Annotated in this window: 15 protein-coding genes and 1 pseudogene; 12 read left to right on the plus strand and 4 right to left on the minus strand. The window is 65.7% G+C overall.

Going from position 1 to position 16419, the window contains the following annotated elements; genetic code table 11:
• From H5395_RS16055 to H5395_RS16065, 4 genes and pseudogenes are all read right to left on the minus strand, one after another.
• The coding region (locus H5395_RS16055; RefSeq protein WP_182793561.1) for a transposase at positions 1 to 239 on the minus strand (239 nt) is incomplete at its 3' end.
• 725 nt (positions 240 to 964) lie between these two features.
• Complete coding sequence (locus H5395_RS18575) at positions 965 to 1567, minus strand: alpha/beta fold hydrolase (RefSeq protein WP_370576487.1); 603 nt, start codon at positions 1565 to 1567, stop codon at positions 965 to 967.
• Positions 1562 to 1776: pseudogene (locus H5395_RS19590) on the minus strand (epoxide hydrolase N-terminal domain-containing protein); the annotation flags it as partial. The pseudogene H5395_RS19590 and the gene H5395_RS18575, both read right to left, overlap by 6 nt.
• Positions 1777 to 2031: 255 nt before the next feature.
• On the minus strand, positions 2032 to 3054 hold the full coding sequence (locus tag H5395_RS16065; protein WP_255440753.1) for a quinone oxidoreductase: 1023 nt from the start codon (positions 3052 to 3054) through the stop codon (positions 2032 to 2034).
• Between the two features lie 138 nt (positions 3055 to 3192).
• Here H5395_RS16065 and aldA point away from each other — a divergent pair, with 138 nt between their 5' ends.
• The 12 genes from aldA to H5395_RS16125 form a co-directional block, all read left to right on the plus strand.
• A complete protein-coding gene (gene aldA / locus H5395_RS16070) occupies positions 3193 to 4626 on the plus strand; it encodes an aldehyde dehydrogenase (RefSeq protein ID WP_182793562.1) in 1434 nt (477 codons plus the stop codon).
• Between the two features lie 100 nt (positions 4627 to 4726).
• The gene (locus H5395_RS16075) at positions 4727 to 5407 is read left to right on the plus strand and encodes a GntR family transcriptional regulator (RefSeq protein WP_182793563.1); all 681 of its coding nucleotides are present in this window, start codon (positions 4727 to 4729) and stop codon (positions 5405 to 5407) included.
• Between the two features lie 131 nt (positions 5408 to 5538).
• Positions 5539 to 5988 carry a cytochrome c gene (locus H5395_RS16080; RefSeq protein ID WP_182793564.1) on the plus strand — a complete coding sequence of 150 codons (450 nt, stop codon included), beginning with the start codon at positions 5539 to 5541 and terminating at the stop codon, positions 5986 to 5988.
• A 42-nt stretch (positions 5989 to 6030) separates the two neighbouring features.
• The gene (locus H5395_RS16085) at positions 6031 to 7770 is read left to right on the plus strand and encodes a PQQ-dependent dehydrogenase, methanol/ethanol family (protein ID WP_182793565.1); all 1740 of its coding nucleotides are present in this window, start codon (positions 6031 to 6033) and stop codon (positions 7768 to 7770) included.
• A gap of 20 nt (positions 7771 to 7790) precedes the next feature.
• Positions 7791 to 8612, plus strand: a complete 822-nt coding sequence (locus tag H5395_RS16090; RefSeq protein ID WP_182793566.1) for a transporter substrate-binding domain-containing protein — start codon at positions 7791 to 7793, stop codon at positions 8610 to 8612.
• Positions 8612 to 9877 (plus strand): ABC transporter substrate-binding protein, encoded by a 1266-nt coding sequence (locus H5395_RS16095; protein WP_182793567.1) that lies wholly within the window; start codon positions 8612 to 8614, stop codon positions 9875 to 9877. Before H5395_RS16090 ends, H5395_RS16095 begins: the two co-directional genes overlap by 1 nt.
• A gap of 65 nt (positions 9878 to 9942) precedes the next feature.
• Complete coding sequence (locus H5395_RS16100; RefSeq protein ID WP_182793568.1) at positions 9943 to 11508, plus strand: class I adenylate-forming enzyme family protein; 1566 nt, start codon at positions 9943 to 9945, stop codon at positions 11506 to 11508.
• A 184-nt stretch (positions 11509 to 11692) separates the two neighbouring features.
• Positions 11693 to 13423 (plus strand): thiamine pyrophosphate-binding protein, encoded by a 1731-nt coding sequence (locus H5395_RS16105; RefSeq protein WP_182793569.1) that lies wholly within the window; start codon positions 11693 to 11695, stop codon positions 13421 to 13423.
• A gap of 37 nt (positions 13424 to 13460) precedes the next feature.
• Entirely contained in the window at positions 13461 to 14465 is a 1005-nt protein-coding gene (locus H5395_RS16110) for a TRAP transporter substrate-binding protein (RefSeq protein WP_182793570.1), read from the plus strand.
• Between the two features lie 25 nt (positions 14466 to 14490).
• Positions 14491 to 15015, plus strand: coding sequence for a TRAP transporter small permease (locus H5395_RS16115; protein WP_182793571.1), 525 nt, complete (start codon positions 14491 to 14493; stop codon positions 15013 to 15015).
• Positions 15012 to 16286 (plus strand): TRAP transporter large permease, encoded by a 1275-nt coding sequence (locus tag H5395_RS16120; RefSeq protein WP_182793572.1) that lies wholly within the window; start codon positions 15012 to 15014, stop codon positions 16284 to 16286. Before H5395_RS16115 ends, H5395_RS16120 begins: the two co-directional genes overlap by 4 nt.
• Before the next feature lie 19 nt (positions 16287 to 16305).
• On the plus strand, positions 16306 to 16419 hold a 114-nt coding region (locus H5395_RS16125), incomplete at its 3' end, for an SDR family NAD(P)-dependent oxidoreductase (RefSeq protein ID WP_182793573.1).

The following is a 16419-nucleotide window of genomic DNA, read 5'->3' on the forward strand; positions in this document are numbered from 1 at the left end:
TCCGGCGTCAGGCCGGAGACGGCCTTCCGCAGCCGCCCGTTCTCCTTCTCCCGCTCCTTCAGGCGTTTGACCCGATCGCTCTGCAGCCCGCCGAACTCCTTGCGCCACCGGGAGCAGGTCAACTGCGCCACGCCGATCGAGCGCACCGCCCCGGCCACCGACCGGCCCCGCGACACCAACACGCCGACCTGCCGGAGCCTGGCCACGATCTCCTCGGGTTCGTGCTTCTTCCGCGACATTCCGCCGGCCTCCATCCGGCTCGAAAGCCTGCGTCAGGGAGGACCACTTTCCAGGGGGCGGACCACCCTCACTTGGGCAGGCCAACGACTGGGACAAGGTGAGGTCGTGGATCCTGCTGCAAGAAGCTCGCGAGTACATGACTGACTTACATAGTAATCTACTGTAACTACATAAATATAATTTGAAGTTATGCGTATAGGCAGGGGAGGCGCTACCTTGGATTGCGACTTTTGATCTTCAACAATGAGTTGGGCTTTGAAAGGACACTCGAATGAAGGTTCGCTACCCCCACCTCTCGCTGGCGTCAAACCTGCAGGTTGATCACCTGATCGCGGCCCGAGTTCATCGGCTGGCCATATCTGCAGGTCGAGATCGGCACACAGACTTTCCTCCTCGCGAGCGCGGTCTCAAATACATCGGAGCAACTCCTATCTGTTTCTGCAAACGCGGAAAAAGGTCCGAATGTCGGTGGCGAGTGCATCAGGCTGCTCAAGAGCAGCGAAGTGGCCGCAGCGCTCGAACGATGTCCAGCGCCGGATGTGGGTAAAGGTCCTTTCCGCCAGCGAGCGCGGCGGGCGGAGTATCTCGCCTGAAAAGGCCACATATGCAGTCGGCACAACGACCGTCCTGCCTTCGGGGATCGGCCAAGGACCGTGGGCTCGCGCGTAATAGGGTCAGAAGGACGAGTTGATCGCGCCCGTGAACCAGTAAAGCGAGATGTTCGTCAATAGGTCATCAGGGAAATGGCTGTTTCGAGATTGCCTTGGCAATCCGACCAAGCGCGGAACTTCTCGGCTATCCAGGCTGCAATTCCCGCGGGCGAGTCGGTCAGACCATAGGCGAGGGTCTGCGGGCGCGTGCCTTGGATGGCTTGGTACCCGGCTTCCTCACGAAGAAAATGCGCGAGTTCCTGAAGATAGCGCGCCTCTTCCGCGGTGGGCTTATCGACGAGCCCGGCATCGTGCCGCAGGGGCAGGAAGTTCAGGTGGATGCCCGAGATCCGGTCTGGATAGGCATAACCCAACCTTGCGGCCATGAATGATCCCCAGTCGCCCCCCCCCTGCGCACCGAACCGCGTATAGCCGAGTACCTCGCTCATCAGCGAAGCGAGGCAGTCAGCCATGGCTTCGGCGGAAAATCGTGCCTGTCCCGGAGCATATGACAGTCCGAAGCCTGGCAGCGAGGGCGCGATCACCGTAAAAGCGTCTGCGGGATCTCCGCCGTAACGGCCCGGGTTGGTCAGACGGGGTATCAGCTCAAGGAACTCGAAGACCGAACCGGGCCACCCGTGGGAGAGGAGAAGCGGATCCGGGCCGTGGCCCGGCACGTGAAGAAAATGCAGCCCAATGCCGTCGATCTCTACCTTGTACTGGGGAAGGCGTTCAACCGTGCCTCTGCGGCACGCCAGTCGAAATGCTCGCGCCAGTACGCCGCGAGATCGCGCATGTAGGTCAGATCGGCTCCATGGGTCCATCCCGCGTCCGGGGCTTCGTCGGGGAAACGGGTGCGGCCTAGGCGAAGCTGCAGATCCTCTATCGCGTCCTAGGGAACGCCGAGTTCGAAGCGCGTTGGCTGGATAGGCATGGCTTTCGAAGACCTTCAGTGATGTTGCAGGCGGGAGGGGCAGATGGGCTGGCCTCGGCCGCCGCGGCCCTGACGATCAGGGGCTCGACAAGCTGCCGCGTCACGATCATGCTACGATCCCTCATTCAGGATCCCGGTAAATCGTGAGCACGGTGGCTCCTGCGGGGCTGCGCGCCTCCAGCTGGCGGTGCGCCTCGGCGACCTCGCTCAGGGAATATCGCTGCCGGATCCCCGCCTTGATGCGTCCCGAGAGCACGCAGGCGAATAGGTCTGCGGTGCGCCGGCGCAGTTCGGCGGTGTCGGCGATGCAGTGGAACAGGACCGGGCGGCAGCGGTGAACGAGCCCTTCCCAAGGGCGGCGATAGTGAAATCCTCGATCAGGCCCGAGGCCTGGCCGAAATTCACGAAGGCCCCGCGGGTCCGCAGGTAGTCGAGCGAGCCGCGCCATGTATCGCGGCCGACGCTGTCATAGACCATGTGAACGCCGCGGCTGTCAGTGATCTCGCGAACCCGGGAAACGAAATCCTCGGCGCGGTAGTCGATCACATGGGCATATCCATGCGCACGGGCCAGTTCCGTCTTTTCCGGCCCGCCCGCGGTGCCGATTGCGGTTGCGCCTTTGGCGGCAAGCCATTCGCCAAGTAGCAGCCCGCCCCCCGATGCGGCATGTACAAGCACGCTCATGCCTGCCTCGACGCGGAACGTGGAATGGATGAAATGCTTGGCGGTCAAGCCCTTCAGCATCAGGCAGGCTGCCTCTTCGTCGCTGATGCCCTCGGGAATAGGCACGAGACGATCCGCGGTGATGACCCGAGCGGTTGCATAGGCGCCAAGAGGATGCGTGTAGGCGACACGGTCACCGGGCCTCACGTCCTCGACCCCGTCTCCCACCGCGACCACCCGGCCTGCCGCTTCGGAGCCGGGAATAAGATCCCGCTCGACTGCCCAAGGGTAGAGGCCGCTGCGGTGATAGACATCGAGAAAATTGAGACCGACCGCAGTATGGCGCACCAGAACCTCGTGGGGCCTGGCGCGGGAGGCTCGATCTTGCGCTGCGCGAACCGGTCGCTGCCGCCGGGTGTCGTCACCACCGTCGCATAATCGCGCATTGATCTCCCTGACCAAGACCATCGTCCTTTGCCAGCGCCGAGGGGCGCTCTCCTCCCGGCACTGTTGGCCGAGAGCATCGTGGCTCCCGCTGACAGCCATGCCCACAGCGTACACGGCCATAGCCGCTGCCTTGTAGCACATCGCCTTGGTTGCGCAAAGTTATCGAATTCAGAATTCAGAAGTGCTATATTCTTTTTGGTTACGGACGAATCGCCGGCTTCGCGGAGGAGGCCTGCCGCTGTGGGAGGAGAGACCCTGATGACGGTTCACCAGAATTTTATCGCTGGCCGCTTTGTAGAAAGGACGGGCGACGATTTGATCGACGTGTTCAACCCGGCGCGCGACATACGCATCTCGCAGGTACCGGACACCACCGCCGAGGGCGTGAACGAGGCCGTCGATGCCGCCAGCCGCGCCCAGCGCGACTGGGAGCGGCTGCCCGCGATCCAGCGTGCCGGGTTCCTGCGCGAGATCTCGGCCAAGATCCGGGCCAATGCGGAGAAAATCGCCCGCGTCATTTCCGAAGAACAGGGCAAGATCCTGCCGCTGGCGCGGGTCGAGGCGGCTTTTACCGCCGACTACATCGACTACATGGCCGAATGGGCGCGCCGGATCGAGGGCGAGATCCTGCAGTCCGACCGCCCCGGCGAGAACATCTTCCTGTTCCGCCAGCCGATCGGCGTCGTTGCGGGCATCCTGCCTTGGAACTTCCCGTTCTTCCTGATCGCCCGGAAGATGGCCCCGGCCCTGATCACCGGCAACACCATCGTCATCAAGCCCAGCGAGGAAACGCCGAACAACGCCGCTCTGTTCGCCCGGCTGGTGACGGAAACGGGACTGCCCAAGGGCGTCTTCAACATCGTCTATGGCCGGGGTGGCACGGCCGGTAGGGCGCTGACCCTGCACCCGGACGTGCGCATGGTCAGTTTCACCGGCAGCGTGGAAACCGGATCGAAGATCATGGCGGATGCGGCCCGGAACATTTGCAAGGTCAACCTTGAACTGGGCGGCAAGGCCCCGGCCATCGTGACGGCGGACGCCGACCTCGACCTGGCTGCCCGTGCCATTACCCAGTCGCGGACGCTGAACACGGGGCAGGTCTGCAACGCGGCCGAACGCGTTTACGTGGACCGCAAGGTGGCGGACGAGTTCACCGACAAGCTGATCAAGGCGATGGACGCGGTCCGCTACGGCGACCCCCTGGGCAACGACGAGATCGACATGGGCCCCATCATCAACCGCGCGGGCGTGGAAAAGATCGACGCGCTGGTGCGCTCGGCACTCGATGCCGGGGCCGAGGCGGCACTGGGCGGCGGCGTGGCCGACCTGGGGGTTGGCAGCCACTACAAGCCCACCGTGCTGGTCAACTGCCATCAGGACATGGACATCATCAGCCGCGAGACCTTTGGCCCGGTCCTGCCGCTGGTCGAGGTGGACAGCCTCGACCAGGCGATTGCCCATGCCAACGACACGACCTACGGGCTCACCTCGTCGATCTACACGACGAATGTCGGCTCCATGATGCGGGCCTGCAACGAGCTGCGTTTCGGCGAAACCTACGTCAACCGCGAGAACTTCGAGGCGATGCAGGGCTTCCACGCGGGGCGCGGCAAGTCGGGCATCGGCGGTGCGGATGGCAAGCACGGCCTGCTCGAATACACCGAGACCCACATCTGCTATGTCCAGACCTGAACCTCGGTCAACTTTGTGCTGACCAGCGCAGCCTGCTAGGATCCTGCGGCCGGAAGGGAGACCTTCCGGCCGCTCGCCATTCAAGCTGAGGAATTACCACATGCAGCCGATTGCCACCGCCCCCAGTCGCGCCCAGCAGGTCTACAATGCCATTCGCGACAGCATATGCGATGGCAAGATGACCCCCGGCACCCATCTGGTGCAAGAGGAACTGGCGGCAGCACTGGGAGTATCGCGCCAGCCCGTGCAGCAGGCCTTGCTGCTGCTGAAGAACGAGCGACTGGTGGTCGAGCTTGGCGCGCGCGGCCTTTATGTGGCGCCGCTGAACGCCAATGACGTGATTCACCACTACCAGATCCGCATTGTGCTGGATCAGCTGGCCGCCCGATTGGTGACAGAGCGCACTGCCGCCTCGCCAGCCTTCGCCCTTGAGCTTGCCCGACGGGGCGAGGCGATCTTGTCCGAAGGCGAGGCCGCACGGAACCGCAGCAATGCGTCTGATGCTGTAAGCCACGACGTGCAGTTCCATTCCTTTATCTACGAGATGTCGGGCAATCCCTTCATTGCAGACACTGCCGCTGCTCACTGGAATTATCTGCGCCGGGTGATGGTCGCGGTCCTTCTGCACGCCGAGCGGGGCGAGATCGTCTGGCGCCAACACCGCGACATCCTCGACGCGCTGCTGGCAGGCGATGCGGCAGCCTCGGAACGGCTGGCGGCAGAACATGTGCTCGGCGCACAGGACGCCCTATTGCGCACTCTGGCCGAACGCGAGTTCTGAGCAGACGATCCGCTTTGCTTTCTTCGATGTCGCGCGAATCAGTTGACAGAAGTCTGTACGTTTAACATTCTGAATTCCGAATTCAGGCTGCGGGAGGAGAAATGCACCTGAACCTCTCAACGGGCTTTCCGATGGCCTGTGCATTGATGCTGAGCGCGGCCCTGCCGCCTCGGGCGTCAGCCCAACAAGCAGCACCTGCCCCAGCTGCGACCGCCGCCGCTCCGATCCTGCCGACAGCGGGCCCGCCGGCCGGGACGGACACGGCCGCCCCAACTGAGCCCGTCGCCCTGCCCGAGGGCGTCACCCCCGAGATGATGGCGGATGGCGAAAAGCTGTTCTTCCAGAACTGCCGGCGCTGTCACGGGATGCGCGGCAAGGCGGGCGTTCCCCTGTCGGGCAACGAGAATATCGCCGATGCGGCCTATATCGCTTCGATCATCATCAACGGGCGCGGCTACATGCCACCCTTGGGCGAGCATCTCAGCGACGAGCAGATCGCCCTGATTGCCACTTTCGCCCGCAACAGCTGGGGCAATGCTTACGGGCACGTCATCCCGCAGGACGTCAAGGACATGCGTTAGGCCTTCCCGCGGCCTGCAGGACACATGGGAGGAGGAACCCAGATGCACGGACTGCTTCGTTCGGTTTCGCTGATCGCGCTGGTGCTGGCAGGCCCGGCGGCGGCCGAAATCGCCGACTACAGCCCCGTTACCGCCGAGCGCCTGACCCAGCCCGAGGAACGGAACTGGCTGCAATCGCGCCGCACCTATGACGGCCATGGCCACAGCCCACTGACCCAGATCACCAAAGACAATGTCGCCCAGCTGACGCAGGTATGGAGCCATCCGACCGGTCCTTACCGCCCCGCGCCCGAGTTCACTGCCCTGCCCGCCAGTGGCGCGCATCAGGCAGCGGCCATCGTCAATGACGGCGTCATGTTCATGACGACCCATGACAACCAGGTCATCGCCATGGACGCCAAGACTGGCGGGGAACACTGGCGTTACCAGCATCCGATCCCCGAGGATCTGGTGCCGATCCATCCCGCGAACCGTGGCGTCGCCCTGTGGGACGACAAGGTCTTCACCACCACCCAGGATGCAATGGTCGTCGCGCTGGACGCGAAGACCGGCGAGCCTCTGTGGTCGCAGACCATGGCCGACTGGATGGAGGGCTATTATTCCACCCTCGCGCCACTGGTCGTGGACGGCAGGGTGATGGCCGGGGTTTCCGGAGGGGAACTTGGCATCCGCGGCTTTGTCCAAGCCTTCGACGCCGGGACGGGCAATCCGCTGTGGAAGACCTACACTATCCCCGCGCCGGGCGAGCCGGGCAGCGAGACATGGCCGGGCGACACATGGCAGAACGGCGGCGGCCCGGTCTGGATCACCGGCAACTACGACCCCGAAGCGAAGCTGGCCTATTGGGGCGTCGGCAACGCTGCGCCCTGGGTGGGCGCGCTGAGGCCGGGCGACAACCTTTATACCGCCTCGACCATCGGCCTGAACCCCGAGAACGGCGCCATCGCCACCCATTTCCAGTATCACTGGAACGACACCTGGGACTGGGACGAGGTCGTGCCGCCGACCCTGATCGACCTTCAGGGCGAGAATGGCGACACCCAGAAACTGGCCGTCCGCTTCGCCCGAAACGGCTATATCTACAAGCTCGACCGTTCGGACGGGAAGCTGTCCTTCATCGAAGGCAAGCCCTATGTCTATCAGAACGCATTTACCGGGCTCAATCCCGAGACAGGGCGTCCCGAGTACAACCAAGAGAACCTGCCCGAACTGGGCAAGCGGGTCGAGTTCTGTCCCTCGGCCTGGGGCGGGCGCGACTGGCCGGCGGACTCCTATGACCCGGCGACCGGAACGCTGTTCATCTCGGTAAACGAGAACCATTGCGGCGCAATGGAAGGGGCGCCGGTCGAATACGAGCCGGGTGTGCTCTATCTCGGCTCCGGGCTTGAGATGACGCCCACCGAGGCTGCCAAGGAGCACATCGGCGCGGTCCAAGCCTGGGACATCCGCACGCTGGAAAAGAAGTGGCAGGTGAACTTCAAGTCGCCGAACTGGGGGCCGATCCTGTCCACCGCCGGGGGCGTGGTCTTCCTGGGCGGCACCAACGACGCAATGTTCCGCGCGTTGGATGCGGAAACCGGGGCCGAGCTGTGGTCGGTCAAGCTGGACGGCGGGGTAGTTGCGCCGCCCACCAGCTTCGAGGTGGACGGCAAACAGCATATCGCCATTACCACCGGCTGGGGCGTCGATGCTGAGCGCTTCCAAAGCTTCATCGACCAGGCCTGGGGCACCAAGACCGAGGTTTCTCAGGGCGGCACCGTCTATGTCTTCGCATTGCCCTGAACCAAAAGGGGACAAGGGCAATGCGCGCAGCATGGGCGATATTGGGGATGGCAGGGCTGCTGGCCCTGCCGTCCCTTGCCGGGGCCTGGACCCTGTCTGTCTGCAGGGCGCCGGATGCGGCGCCCTACACCCGCGCGGACGAAACTGGCATTGACGACCGCGTGGCCGCGATCCTCGCGGATGCAATGGGGGCCGAGTTGCAATTTGTCACCTTGCCCGACCGCCGCAGCCGCACGCTGCGCCGCATCATGCACGCCGGCGGCTGCGACGTGGCGATCAGCATCCCAGACAAGAGCGAGGGGTTCCAGACCTCGCAGGTCTATTACGCCACGGGCTTTGTCTTCATGACACATAACGGCGGGGCCGCGCTGCCGGCCTCGCTAGATGACCCGGCGCTGAAATCGCTGTGGATCGGGGTCGCCGGCGATCCGCGGCATCCGATCCCGCCGGTCATGGCCTTGGCCAAGCGCGGGTTGGCGGGGCAGTTGCGCTATTTCCCGCAGGCCCGGCTGGACGATGCCGGGACCGACGGGATGGTGCAGGCCCTTGCGGCGGGAGAGATCGACCTCGCCATTCTCTGGGGACCGACCGCCGCCTCGCTCGCGGGGCACGAGGCGGAACTGCGTTTCACGCTGGTCACGCCCGAGATCGACCTGCCGGTGCTGCCCATGGTCGCCATGTTCACCATCGGTGTGCGCTACGGGGACATCGCCTTTCGCAACGACATCAACCGCGCGCTGAGCGAGCGCTGGGACGAGATCCAGGCCGTGCTGGAGGACGCAGGCATCCCGACCCGTCCCGTCACCAAGCGCAGCGCGGCTCATCTCGCGGAGACTGAGTGATGCGCGTCCCTCTCCTGACCCGGCGGCAGGCCCTGATGGCCGCGCTGGCGGCAGGAGTCGCCGCGCCGGCGCTGGCCCGGGCGACCCGCCCCGCACTGCGGGTGGGCGCGATCCTGCCCTTGGCCGGGCGCGGCCTGCCGCTGGTCGGCGTCAATCTGTCCTTCCCGGCCGAAGCCGCCCGCAAGGGCCTGCTGATCACCAGCGACGATCTCGAGCGCGCAACGCCCATGGGTACCGAGCCGCACCGCCTGCTGCTGGCCAACGCGCCTGAAGCGGCCTCGGCCCGCCGCGCGGCTGAGCGGCTGGTCGAGCGCGACCGCGCGACGGTGCTGATCGGCGGCTTTTCGGCCAAGGATGCGCGCGCCATCGGCGCGGTCGCGCGGGATGCGGGCGCCCTGTTTATCAACATCGCCGCGCCTGCGGATGGGCTGCGAGCTGAGTTCTGCGGCGGGCGCACCCTGCATCTCGAGGCACCTGCCAGCACCTATCTGTCGGCGCTATCGGAGCTTTACCGCGGCCAAGGCAGGAACCGCTGGCATTTGATCCACCAGGATGACTCCGCCCATGTGGACCTGCTGGCGCAGGCGCAAGCGGATCTGCGCCGCGCGGGGGCGGAGGTCACGGGCACCAGCATTGTCAGCCGGGACTCCACCCTGTTCCGCTCGGCGTTGTCGGATCTGCAGGACAGTGGCGCCGAGGCGGTGCTGCTGCTGACCGACTGGCTGGTGCAACTGAACCTGCTTGCCACTGCCGAGGGAGAGGGCGCAACCGTGCCGATCACCGGCTTTCCCTGGGCCGCGACTCAGACGCGCGAGTTCTACAACCGTTGCCGCCAGCTTGCGCCCAACGTGGGTGGAGCACCTCGTCTCGCCCTGTGGGAAGCACGGCTCGACACGGCCGAGGCCGCCGCCCTCAACGCCGACTTCCTCGCCCGCTGGCGGATCCCGATGGACCCCTCGGCCTGGGCGGCACAGACGGCCCTGCGACTGGTAGCCGAGGCGACCGAGGCTACCGGCAGCACGAGCGGGACCGACCTTGCCGCCTGGCTCTCCGATCCTGTGCAGAGGCCCTCCATCGGCAAGGACACCGTCTTCAATCCGAGCGATGGTCAATTGCGCCAGCCGCTCTATGCCGTGCGAGTCAACCCGGCCGCGACGAAAGAACTGACTCCGCAGGCGATCACCGAATGGGCTGAGTTGCTGGCCCAACTGAACCCGGCTCCCGCCCCGACGGGCAAGTGCGGATCACCTGCGCAATCAGGATAGCAGAAGCCGCATTTCATCTGCGGCGCGAACCGAAGGAAGCCCCCATCAGGGGGCAAGGAGGAGATATGAGGCAGTTGCTGACTTTGGGCGGCCTGCTCGACGCGCAGGCCCGCATGGCGCCCGACCGCTTGGGCGCTCGCGACCTGGAACGTGCGCTGACCTTCGGGCAGTGGAACGCCCGCGCCCGCAGGCTGGCCAATGCGCTGACGGGACTCGGACTAGTCAAGGGCGATCGGGTGGCAGTTCTCGCCTACAACCGCCTAGAATGGGCGGAGATCTATGCCGCCTGCGCCAAGGCCGGGCTGATCGCAGTGCCGATAAACTTCCGCCTCGCCCCTATCGAGATACGCTTCATCATCGAGGACGCGGGCGCCGCCTGCGTGGTGGCCGAGGACTCGCTTTACGGGATGATCGAGGAAGTGCGATCCGACCTGCCGATCCCCACAAACCGTTTCATCCATTTCGGCACCGAGGCGCCGCCTGCGGGCTGGCAGTCCTACGAGGACCTGATCGCCCGCGCCTCGGACAGCGCGCCTGCGGTGGCTGTGGCCGACAGCGACCCTTGGGCGCTGATGTATACCTCAGGCACCACCGGCAAGCCCAAGGGGGTGATCCGCAGCCATCGCGGCATGACGCTGGTGTCGCTTGTGACGCAGGTTGAGCTGTCCATCGGCCGCAACGACGACGCGCTGCTGGTCATGCCGATGTGCCATGCGAATTCGCTGAACTTTTTCTGCTCCTTCGCCCATTGCGGGGGGGTCAACACGATCTATTCGCGCCCCAGCTTCGACCCCGAGCACGCGCTGTCGGTGATGGAGAAGATCGGGTCCACCTTCACCTCGTTGGTTCCGACCCACTACATCATGATGCTGGCCGCGCAGACATCGGGCCGCAACCGCGACCTTGGCGCGATGCGGAAGATGATGATCTCATCCGCCCCCGCCCGCGCCGACACCAAGCGCGCGGTGATGGAGATGTTCCCGAACTCGGGTCTGTTCGAGCTTTACGGATCGTCCGAGGCGGGCTGGGTCACGATGCTGCACCCCGACGAGCAATTCACCAACCTAGGCACCGTGGGCCGCGAATGCATCGGCTCGGCCCCGGTCCGTCTGCTGGACGACGACGGCAACGAGGTGCCGGACGGCATGGCGGGCGAGCTTTATTCCTCGACACCCTATACCTTCGACGGCTACTGGAACCAGCCTGGCAAGACCGCCGAGGCCTTCCGGGGCGACTATTGCACCGTGGGCGACATGGCCCTGCGGGACGAGCAGGGCTTCATCCGCCTAATCGACCGCAAGAAGAACATGATCATCTCGGGCGGCGAGAACATCTATCCGTCCGAGATCGAGGCGGCGCTGGGTGCCTGCCCCGCCGTCCGCGACGTGGCGGTGATCGGCCTGCCGGACGAGAAATGGGGCGAGCGGGTCCATGCCGTGGTCGTCCTGCATGACGGCGTGGGCATCTCGGAACGCGAGTTGATCGGCTGGTGCGAGGACCGCATCGCCCGCTTCAAGCTACCCCGCAGCGTCAGCTTCGTATCCGACGACGAGATACCGCGCACCGCCACCGGCAAGATCCAGCACCGGCTGCTGCGCGACCGGCTGACGGAACGGACGGCGGCTGCATGACGGGGCAGGTTGATGATTGACAAAGCCGGCCTAGCCAGAAATTCTGAATTCAGAATTCTGAATTACGCTTTAGGAGAGAGCGTTGATTCGCAGGCGGTCCCATGCGGGCCGCGGCATTCATGAAGGCAGCGGCACGGTGCCGCCAGCACCGCAGGGGTCGCCTTTTGGGAGGAGATGCAAGGAGATGACGCAGGTCACAGTCGCGGTGCTGGTCGCACGGACGCTGAAGGCGCGCGGGGTTGAACGGGTCTTCGCGCTCTGCGGAGGGCATATCATGCCAATGTGGATGGCGCTGGACGCCGAGGGGATCGAGATCGTCGATGTCCGCGACGAACGCGCGGCGGTGATGATGGCCCATGCCTCGGCCGCCGTCAGCGGCAGGCTGGGGGTGGCGATGGTCACGGCCGGGCCGGGCGTCACCAATGCCATGACGGGGATCGCCAACGCCCATGTCTCGCGCATCCCGGTGCTGGTGATCTCGGGCCTGCCGCCGCGCCCGCAGGAGAACCGCGGCGCGCTGCAGGACATGGTCCATGTCGATCTGCTGCGCTCGCTGACGCGCTATGCCCGCACGCTGCGGCATGTGACGTCGGTTGCGCGCGAACTCGACGCGGCCATCGCGGCGGCGCAGGGACAGGCAGGCGAGGCGGGGCCGAGCTACATCGACCTGCCGGTGGACCTGCAGCGCGAAGCCGTGCCGCCGGTGCTGCTGGCCGGCGAGCACCTGAAGGGGCGCGCCCGCCCGCGCGTGACCCCCCTGCCCGCCGATCTGGACGCTGCCGCCGACATGATCGCGCGGGCCTCGCGCGTGCTGGTCATCTCGGGGCGGGGGGCGAACGGGGCCGGGGCGGAACTGGCCGACTTCCTGTCGGCCTCGGGCGCGGCCTATCTGGACACGGGAGAATCCAAGGGCATCGTGCCGGCCGACCACCCTTCGCATATCGCGGCGATGCGGGGGGCGGCGATGAAGCAGGCCGATCTGGTCATCACCTTGGGCCGCAAGCTCGACTTCCAGCTTGCCTATGGCTCGCCCGCGGTCTTCGGAAGCGCGGCCTTCCTGCGGATTTCCGACCAGCCGGCGGAACTGTCCGACAACCGGCTGGGCGACCTCGGGCTGGCCGGGGACATCCCCTTGACCCTTTCCGCGCTGACCGAACGGCTGTCACAGCGCGAGCTGACCGGAGGCCGCGACTGGCTGGCCGAGATGGCCCAGGGCCACCGGACGCGGGCCGAGGCGATGCAAGCGAAGATGGAATCCGCCGCACCCGGTCCCGACGGCCGCATCAACCCGAACCGCCTGCTGGCCGAGATCCGCCGTAGGCTCGACCCCAAGGCCATCGTCATCGCCGATGGGGGCGACATCCTCAGCTTCGCCCGCGTGGCGCTGGAGGGGCAGACCTACCTCGACCCCGGTCCCTTGGGCTGCATCGGCATCGCCACGGCCTTTGCCGTGGGCGCGGCCAAGGCGGCGCCGGGGCGGCAGGTGGTCGCGGTCACGGGCGACGGCTCGTTCGGCTTCACGGCGATGGAGATCGACACCGCCGTGCGCCACCGTGCGCCTGCGCTGATCGTCATCAGCAACAACGGGTCGTGGGCAATCGAGGTCCGCGACCAGCAGGAAAGCTTCGGCCGCGTTGTCGGCACGCGGCTGCAATATGCCGATCATGCCGCCATGGCCCGCGCCTTCGGGATGCAGGCTTGGCGGCTGACCACTCATGACGAGATCGGCCCCGCGCTGGATCAGGCGCTGGCGGTGGTGCGCGGCGGGGCGCCCGCGCTGATCGACGCCGTGACCAGCCCCGAGATCGCGTCCTCGGACAGCAAGTCGGGGCTGGCCTGGGTGCCCGACCATCAGGCGCTGGAGGCTTGGGACACGGCCGAACGGGAATGGCTGGCTTCCTCACCGGAGGAGTGAGGGCGTCAGCCGCATAAGCGATCAAGGGAGGAGAACCATGAATATCGCACGAAACTTGACCCGCGCATTTGCACTGGCTGTAGGTCTGGCGCTGCCGCTGGCTGCCGCCGCGCAGGAGGTCACGCTGAGGCTGGCCCATGTCTTCCCCGAGCAAAGCTCGGTCGGGGAAGCGGCGCTCCAATTCGCGGAACTCGCCAGGGAACGCAGCGAGGGCCGCATCGAGGTGCAGGTCTTCCCGGCGGGCCAGCTCGGCGGCGACGAGGCCATCGGGCGCGAGTTGTCGCGCGGCACGATCCAACTGGCCTTCGTCAACCCAAACTCGATGGTGGGCATCGACCCGCTCTTCGACTTCCACATCCTGCCCTTCGTGGCGCAAAGCTACGAGGAAGCCGACCGCATCTATTACGGCGAGCCGAACGTCCTGCACCGCACGCTGAACGAAACAATGGAGCGGCACGGGCTGGTGAACCTGGGCTATTTCGAGAACGACTTCCGCGCCATCTCGAACTCGCGCCATCCGGTGGCCTCGGTCGCCGACCTGCAGGGCCTCAAGATGCGGGTGGTGCCCTCGCAGTCGCTGAAGCTGCTGTTCGAAAAGGCGGGCGTGCAGGTCGTCACCCTGCCCTTCCCGGAAATTTTCACCGCTCTGCAGCAGGGCGCCGTGGACGGGCAGGAGAACGGCGTCATCCTGATCGACCAGGCGCGCTTCTTCGAGGCGCAGAAATACGTCACCCTGTCGAACCATTCCTATGTCATGTCCAGCATCGCCGGCAGCAAGCGGGCGCTGGACCGGCTGTCGCCCGAGGACCAAGCGCTTCTGGCCGCCATCGGCGACGAGGTCGGCAAGTGGCAGGTCCAGCGCAACCGCGAGAACGTGGCAGCCGCGCTCGAACATATCCGTGCGGCGGGGCTGGAAGTGACCGAGCTGTCGCCCGAAGCCGTGGCCGAGTTCCGCGCGGTTGCCGATCAGGTCTGGGCGGAACTGACCCCCGTCTATGGCGAGGAGCGGATGGCCGAGTTGCGGACGCTCATCAATGGTTGAGAGCGGCGCAATGGCAATGAACCCCATGCCTGAGGCCGGGCCGCTTGTCTGGTTCCGCCGGATGCAGTCCGTCGAGCGGCGGATCGTGGTTGCCGAGAAGGTGGTCTGCGGGCTGGCGATGCTGGTCATGGCGCTGGCCACGATGGCCTCGGTCGTGGTCCGCAACTTCGGGCTGGCGCTGCCGAACTATTCCGAGATTGGGCTTGCGGCGCTTGCGCCGCTGACCCTGATCGGCGGCGCGCTCTGCACCTATCTGGGCAGCCACATCTCGGTCGAGATCGTCCATGCAGTGGGCGGGCCGCGCATCCGCCGGGTGGCCGCGGTCATCACCGCCATCGGCATCCTGGCCTTCGCCGCCATCTATTTCCGCAGCGGCTGGATCCTGATGCAGGAGTTTCGCATGACGGGCGACAAGCTCTTGGACCTCGGCACGCCACTGTGGCCGCTGGCGGCGCTGTTTCCGGTAGGCATGGCGCTGATGGCCTTCCACGTGGTCATGCAGATGATCGCAATGGTGGTTGACCGCACCGAAGGGGGAAGCACGGCATGATCCTTGTCCTGTTCGGCTTCCTGCTGATCGGCCTGCCGGTCGGCATCGCCTTTTCGCTGTTCATCCTGATCCAGCCGGACCGCTGGAATGTCTCGCTCGACTATGCCGCGCAGACGACGCTGGACGCGCTGCTGGTCTATCCCTTCCTCGCCATCCCGCTGTTCATGCTGGGGGGCGAGCTGATGACCCAGGGCGGGCTGACCCGGCAACTGGTCGGCGTCAGCAAGCGGCTGATGGCGCGCGTCCCGGCCTCGATGGGCCATATCATGATCGGCGCCAGTGCCATGATGGGGGCGGTCACGGGATCGTCGGTGGCCGCCGTCGCCGCCATCGGCCGGGCGCTTGGCCCCGAGATGCTGCAGCGCGGCTACAAGCCGGGCTATGTGGGCGCGCTGAATGCCTCGGCCGGGCTTCTGGGGGTGCTTCTGCCGCCGTCGATCCCGCTGATCCTCTACGGCTCGGCGGTGGGCGCGTCGATCACCCAGCTTTTCCTGGCCACGCTGCTGCCGGGGCTGATCTTCATCGTCGCGATCATGATCGTCCACGCCCTGCGCGCCCGCCATGTCCTCGACGGCGGCATCGAACACGAGGCGCCATCGTCCGCCCCCGTGCGGTCCTTCGCGGCCGAGTTCACCTCGGCACTGCCCGCGCTGTTCATGCCGATCCTGGTGCTGGGAGGCATCTACACCGGCATCTTCACCCCAACCGAAGCCGCGGGGGTCGCGGCGGTCTATGCGCTTCTCTACATTCTGATCTCGCGCTCGGCCGGATCGCGGCAACTGGGCGACGCCTTTGTGCGCGCGGCGGTCAGCGCGGCGGCGGTGATGTTCATCATCGGCTTCACCACCATCTTCAACCGTGCCCTGACGCTGGAGCAGATCCCACAGGACCTTGCCAGTTTTGCGGTCGGGCTGACAGAGAATCCGCTGATGTTCCTGCTGCTGGTGAACCTGGCGCTGCTGGTCGTCGGCATGTTCATGGAAACCAGCGCCGCGATCCTGCTGATGGGACCGCTGCTGGCGCCGGCCGCCGCCCGTTATGGCATCGACCCGATCCATTTCGGCATCGTCGTCGTCATCAATATCGAGATCGGCCTGCTGACCCCGCCGCTTGCAGCCAACCTCTACGTGGCCTCGCTGACGAACCGCATTCCCATCATGGCGCTTCTGCGGCAGATCGGGTGGTTCCTGCTGGCCTGCCTGATCATGCTGGCGGCGATCACCTATGTGCCCGGCATCGCGCTATGGTACCACATCCTGCCGGGATACTGACGTGAAGAAGGACCTTTCCATGCCCCCCAGAACCATTCTCGTGACTGGTGCGTCGAGCGGTCTGGGGGCGCATTTTGCTTCTGTTCTTGCGGGTGACGGGGCGCGGGTTGTTCTGGCCGCCCGCAGCGAGGGG

The organism is Paracoccus sp. MC1854, from assembly GCF_014164635.1.
Taxonomy (GTDB): Bacteria; Pseudomonadota; Alphaproteobacteria; order Rhodobacterales; family Rhodobacteraceae; genus Paracoccus.

What these genes read in the sequence shown, in the direction of transcription:
- H5395_RS16090 (WP_182793566.1), top strand. Translation starts at nt 7,791, where the DNA reads ATGCGCGCAGCATGGGCGATATTGGGGATGGCAGGGCTGCTGGCCCTG.
- H5395_RS16105 (WP_182793569.1), top strand. Translation starts at nt 11,693, where the DNA reads ATGACGCAGGTCACAGTCGCGGTGCTGGTCGCACGGACGCTGAAGGCG.
- H5395_RS16085 (WP_182793565.1), top strand. Translation starts at nt 6,031, where the DNA reads ATGCACGGACTGCTTCGTTCGGTTTCGCTGATCGCGCTGGTGCTGGCA.
- H5395_RS16110 (WP_182793570.1), top strand. Translation starts at nt 13,461, where the DNA reads ATGAATATCGCACGAAACTTGACCCGCGCATTTGCACTGGCTGTAGGT.
- aldA (WP_182793562.1), top strand. Translation starts at nt 3,193, where the DNA reads ATGACGGTTCACCAGAATTTTATCGCTGGCCGCTTTGTAGAAAGGACG.
- H5395_RS16075 (WP_182793563.1), top strand. Translation starts at nt 4,727, where the DNA reads ATGCAGCCGATTGCCACCGCCCCCAGTCGCGCCCAGCAGGTCTACAAT.
- H5395_RS16120 (WP_182793572.1), top strand. Translation starts at nt 15,012, where the DNA reads ATGATCCTTGTCCTGTTCGGCTTCCTGCTGATCGGCCTGCCGGTCGGC.
- H5395_RS16065 (WP_255440753.1), bottom strand. Translation starts at nt 3,054, where the DNA reads ATGGCCGTGTACGCTGTGGGCATGGCTGTCAGCGGGAGCCACGATGCT.
- H5395_RS16115 (WP_182793571.1), top strand. Translation starts at nt 14,491, where the DNA reads ATGCCTGAGGCCGGGCCGCTTGTCTGGTTCCGCCGGATGCAGTCCGTC.
- H5395_RS16095 (WP_182793567.1), top strand. Translation starts at nt 8,612, where the DNA reads ATGCGCGTCCCTCTCCTGACCCGGCGGCAGGCCCTGATGGCCGCGCTG.
- H5395_RS16100 (WP_182793568.1), top strand. Translation starts at nt 9,943, where the DNA reads ATGAGGCAGTTGCTGACTTTGGGCGGCCTGCTCGACGCGCAGGCCCGC.
- H5395_RS16080 (WP_182793564.1), top strand. Translation starts at nt 5,539, where the DNA reads ATGGCCTGTGCATTGATGCTGAGCGCGGCCCTGCCGCCTCGGGCGTCA.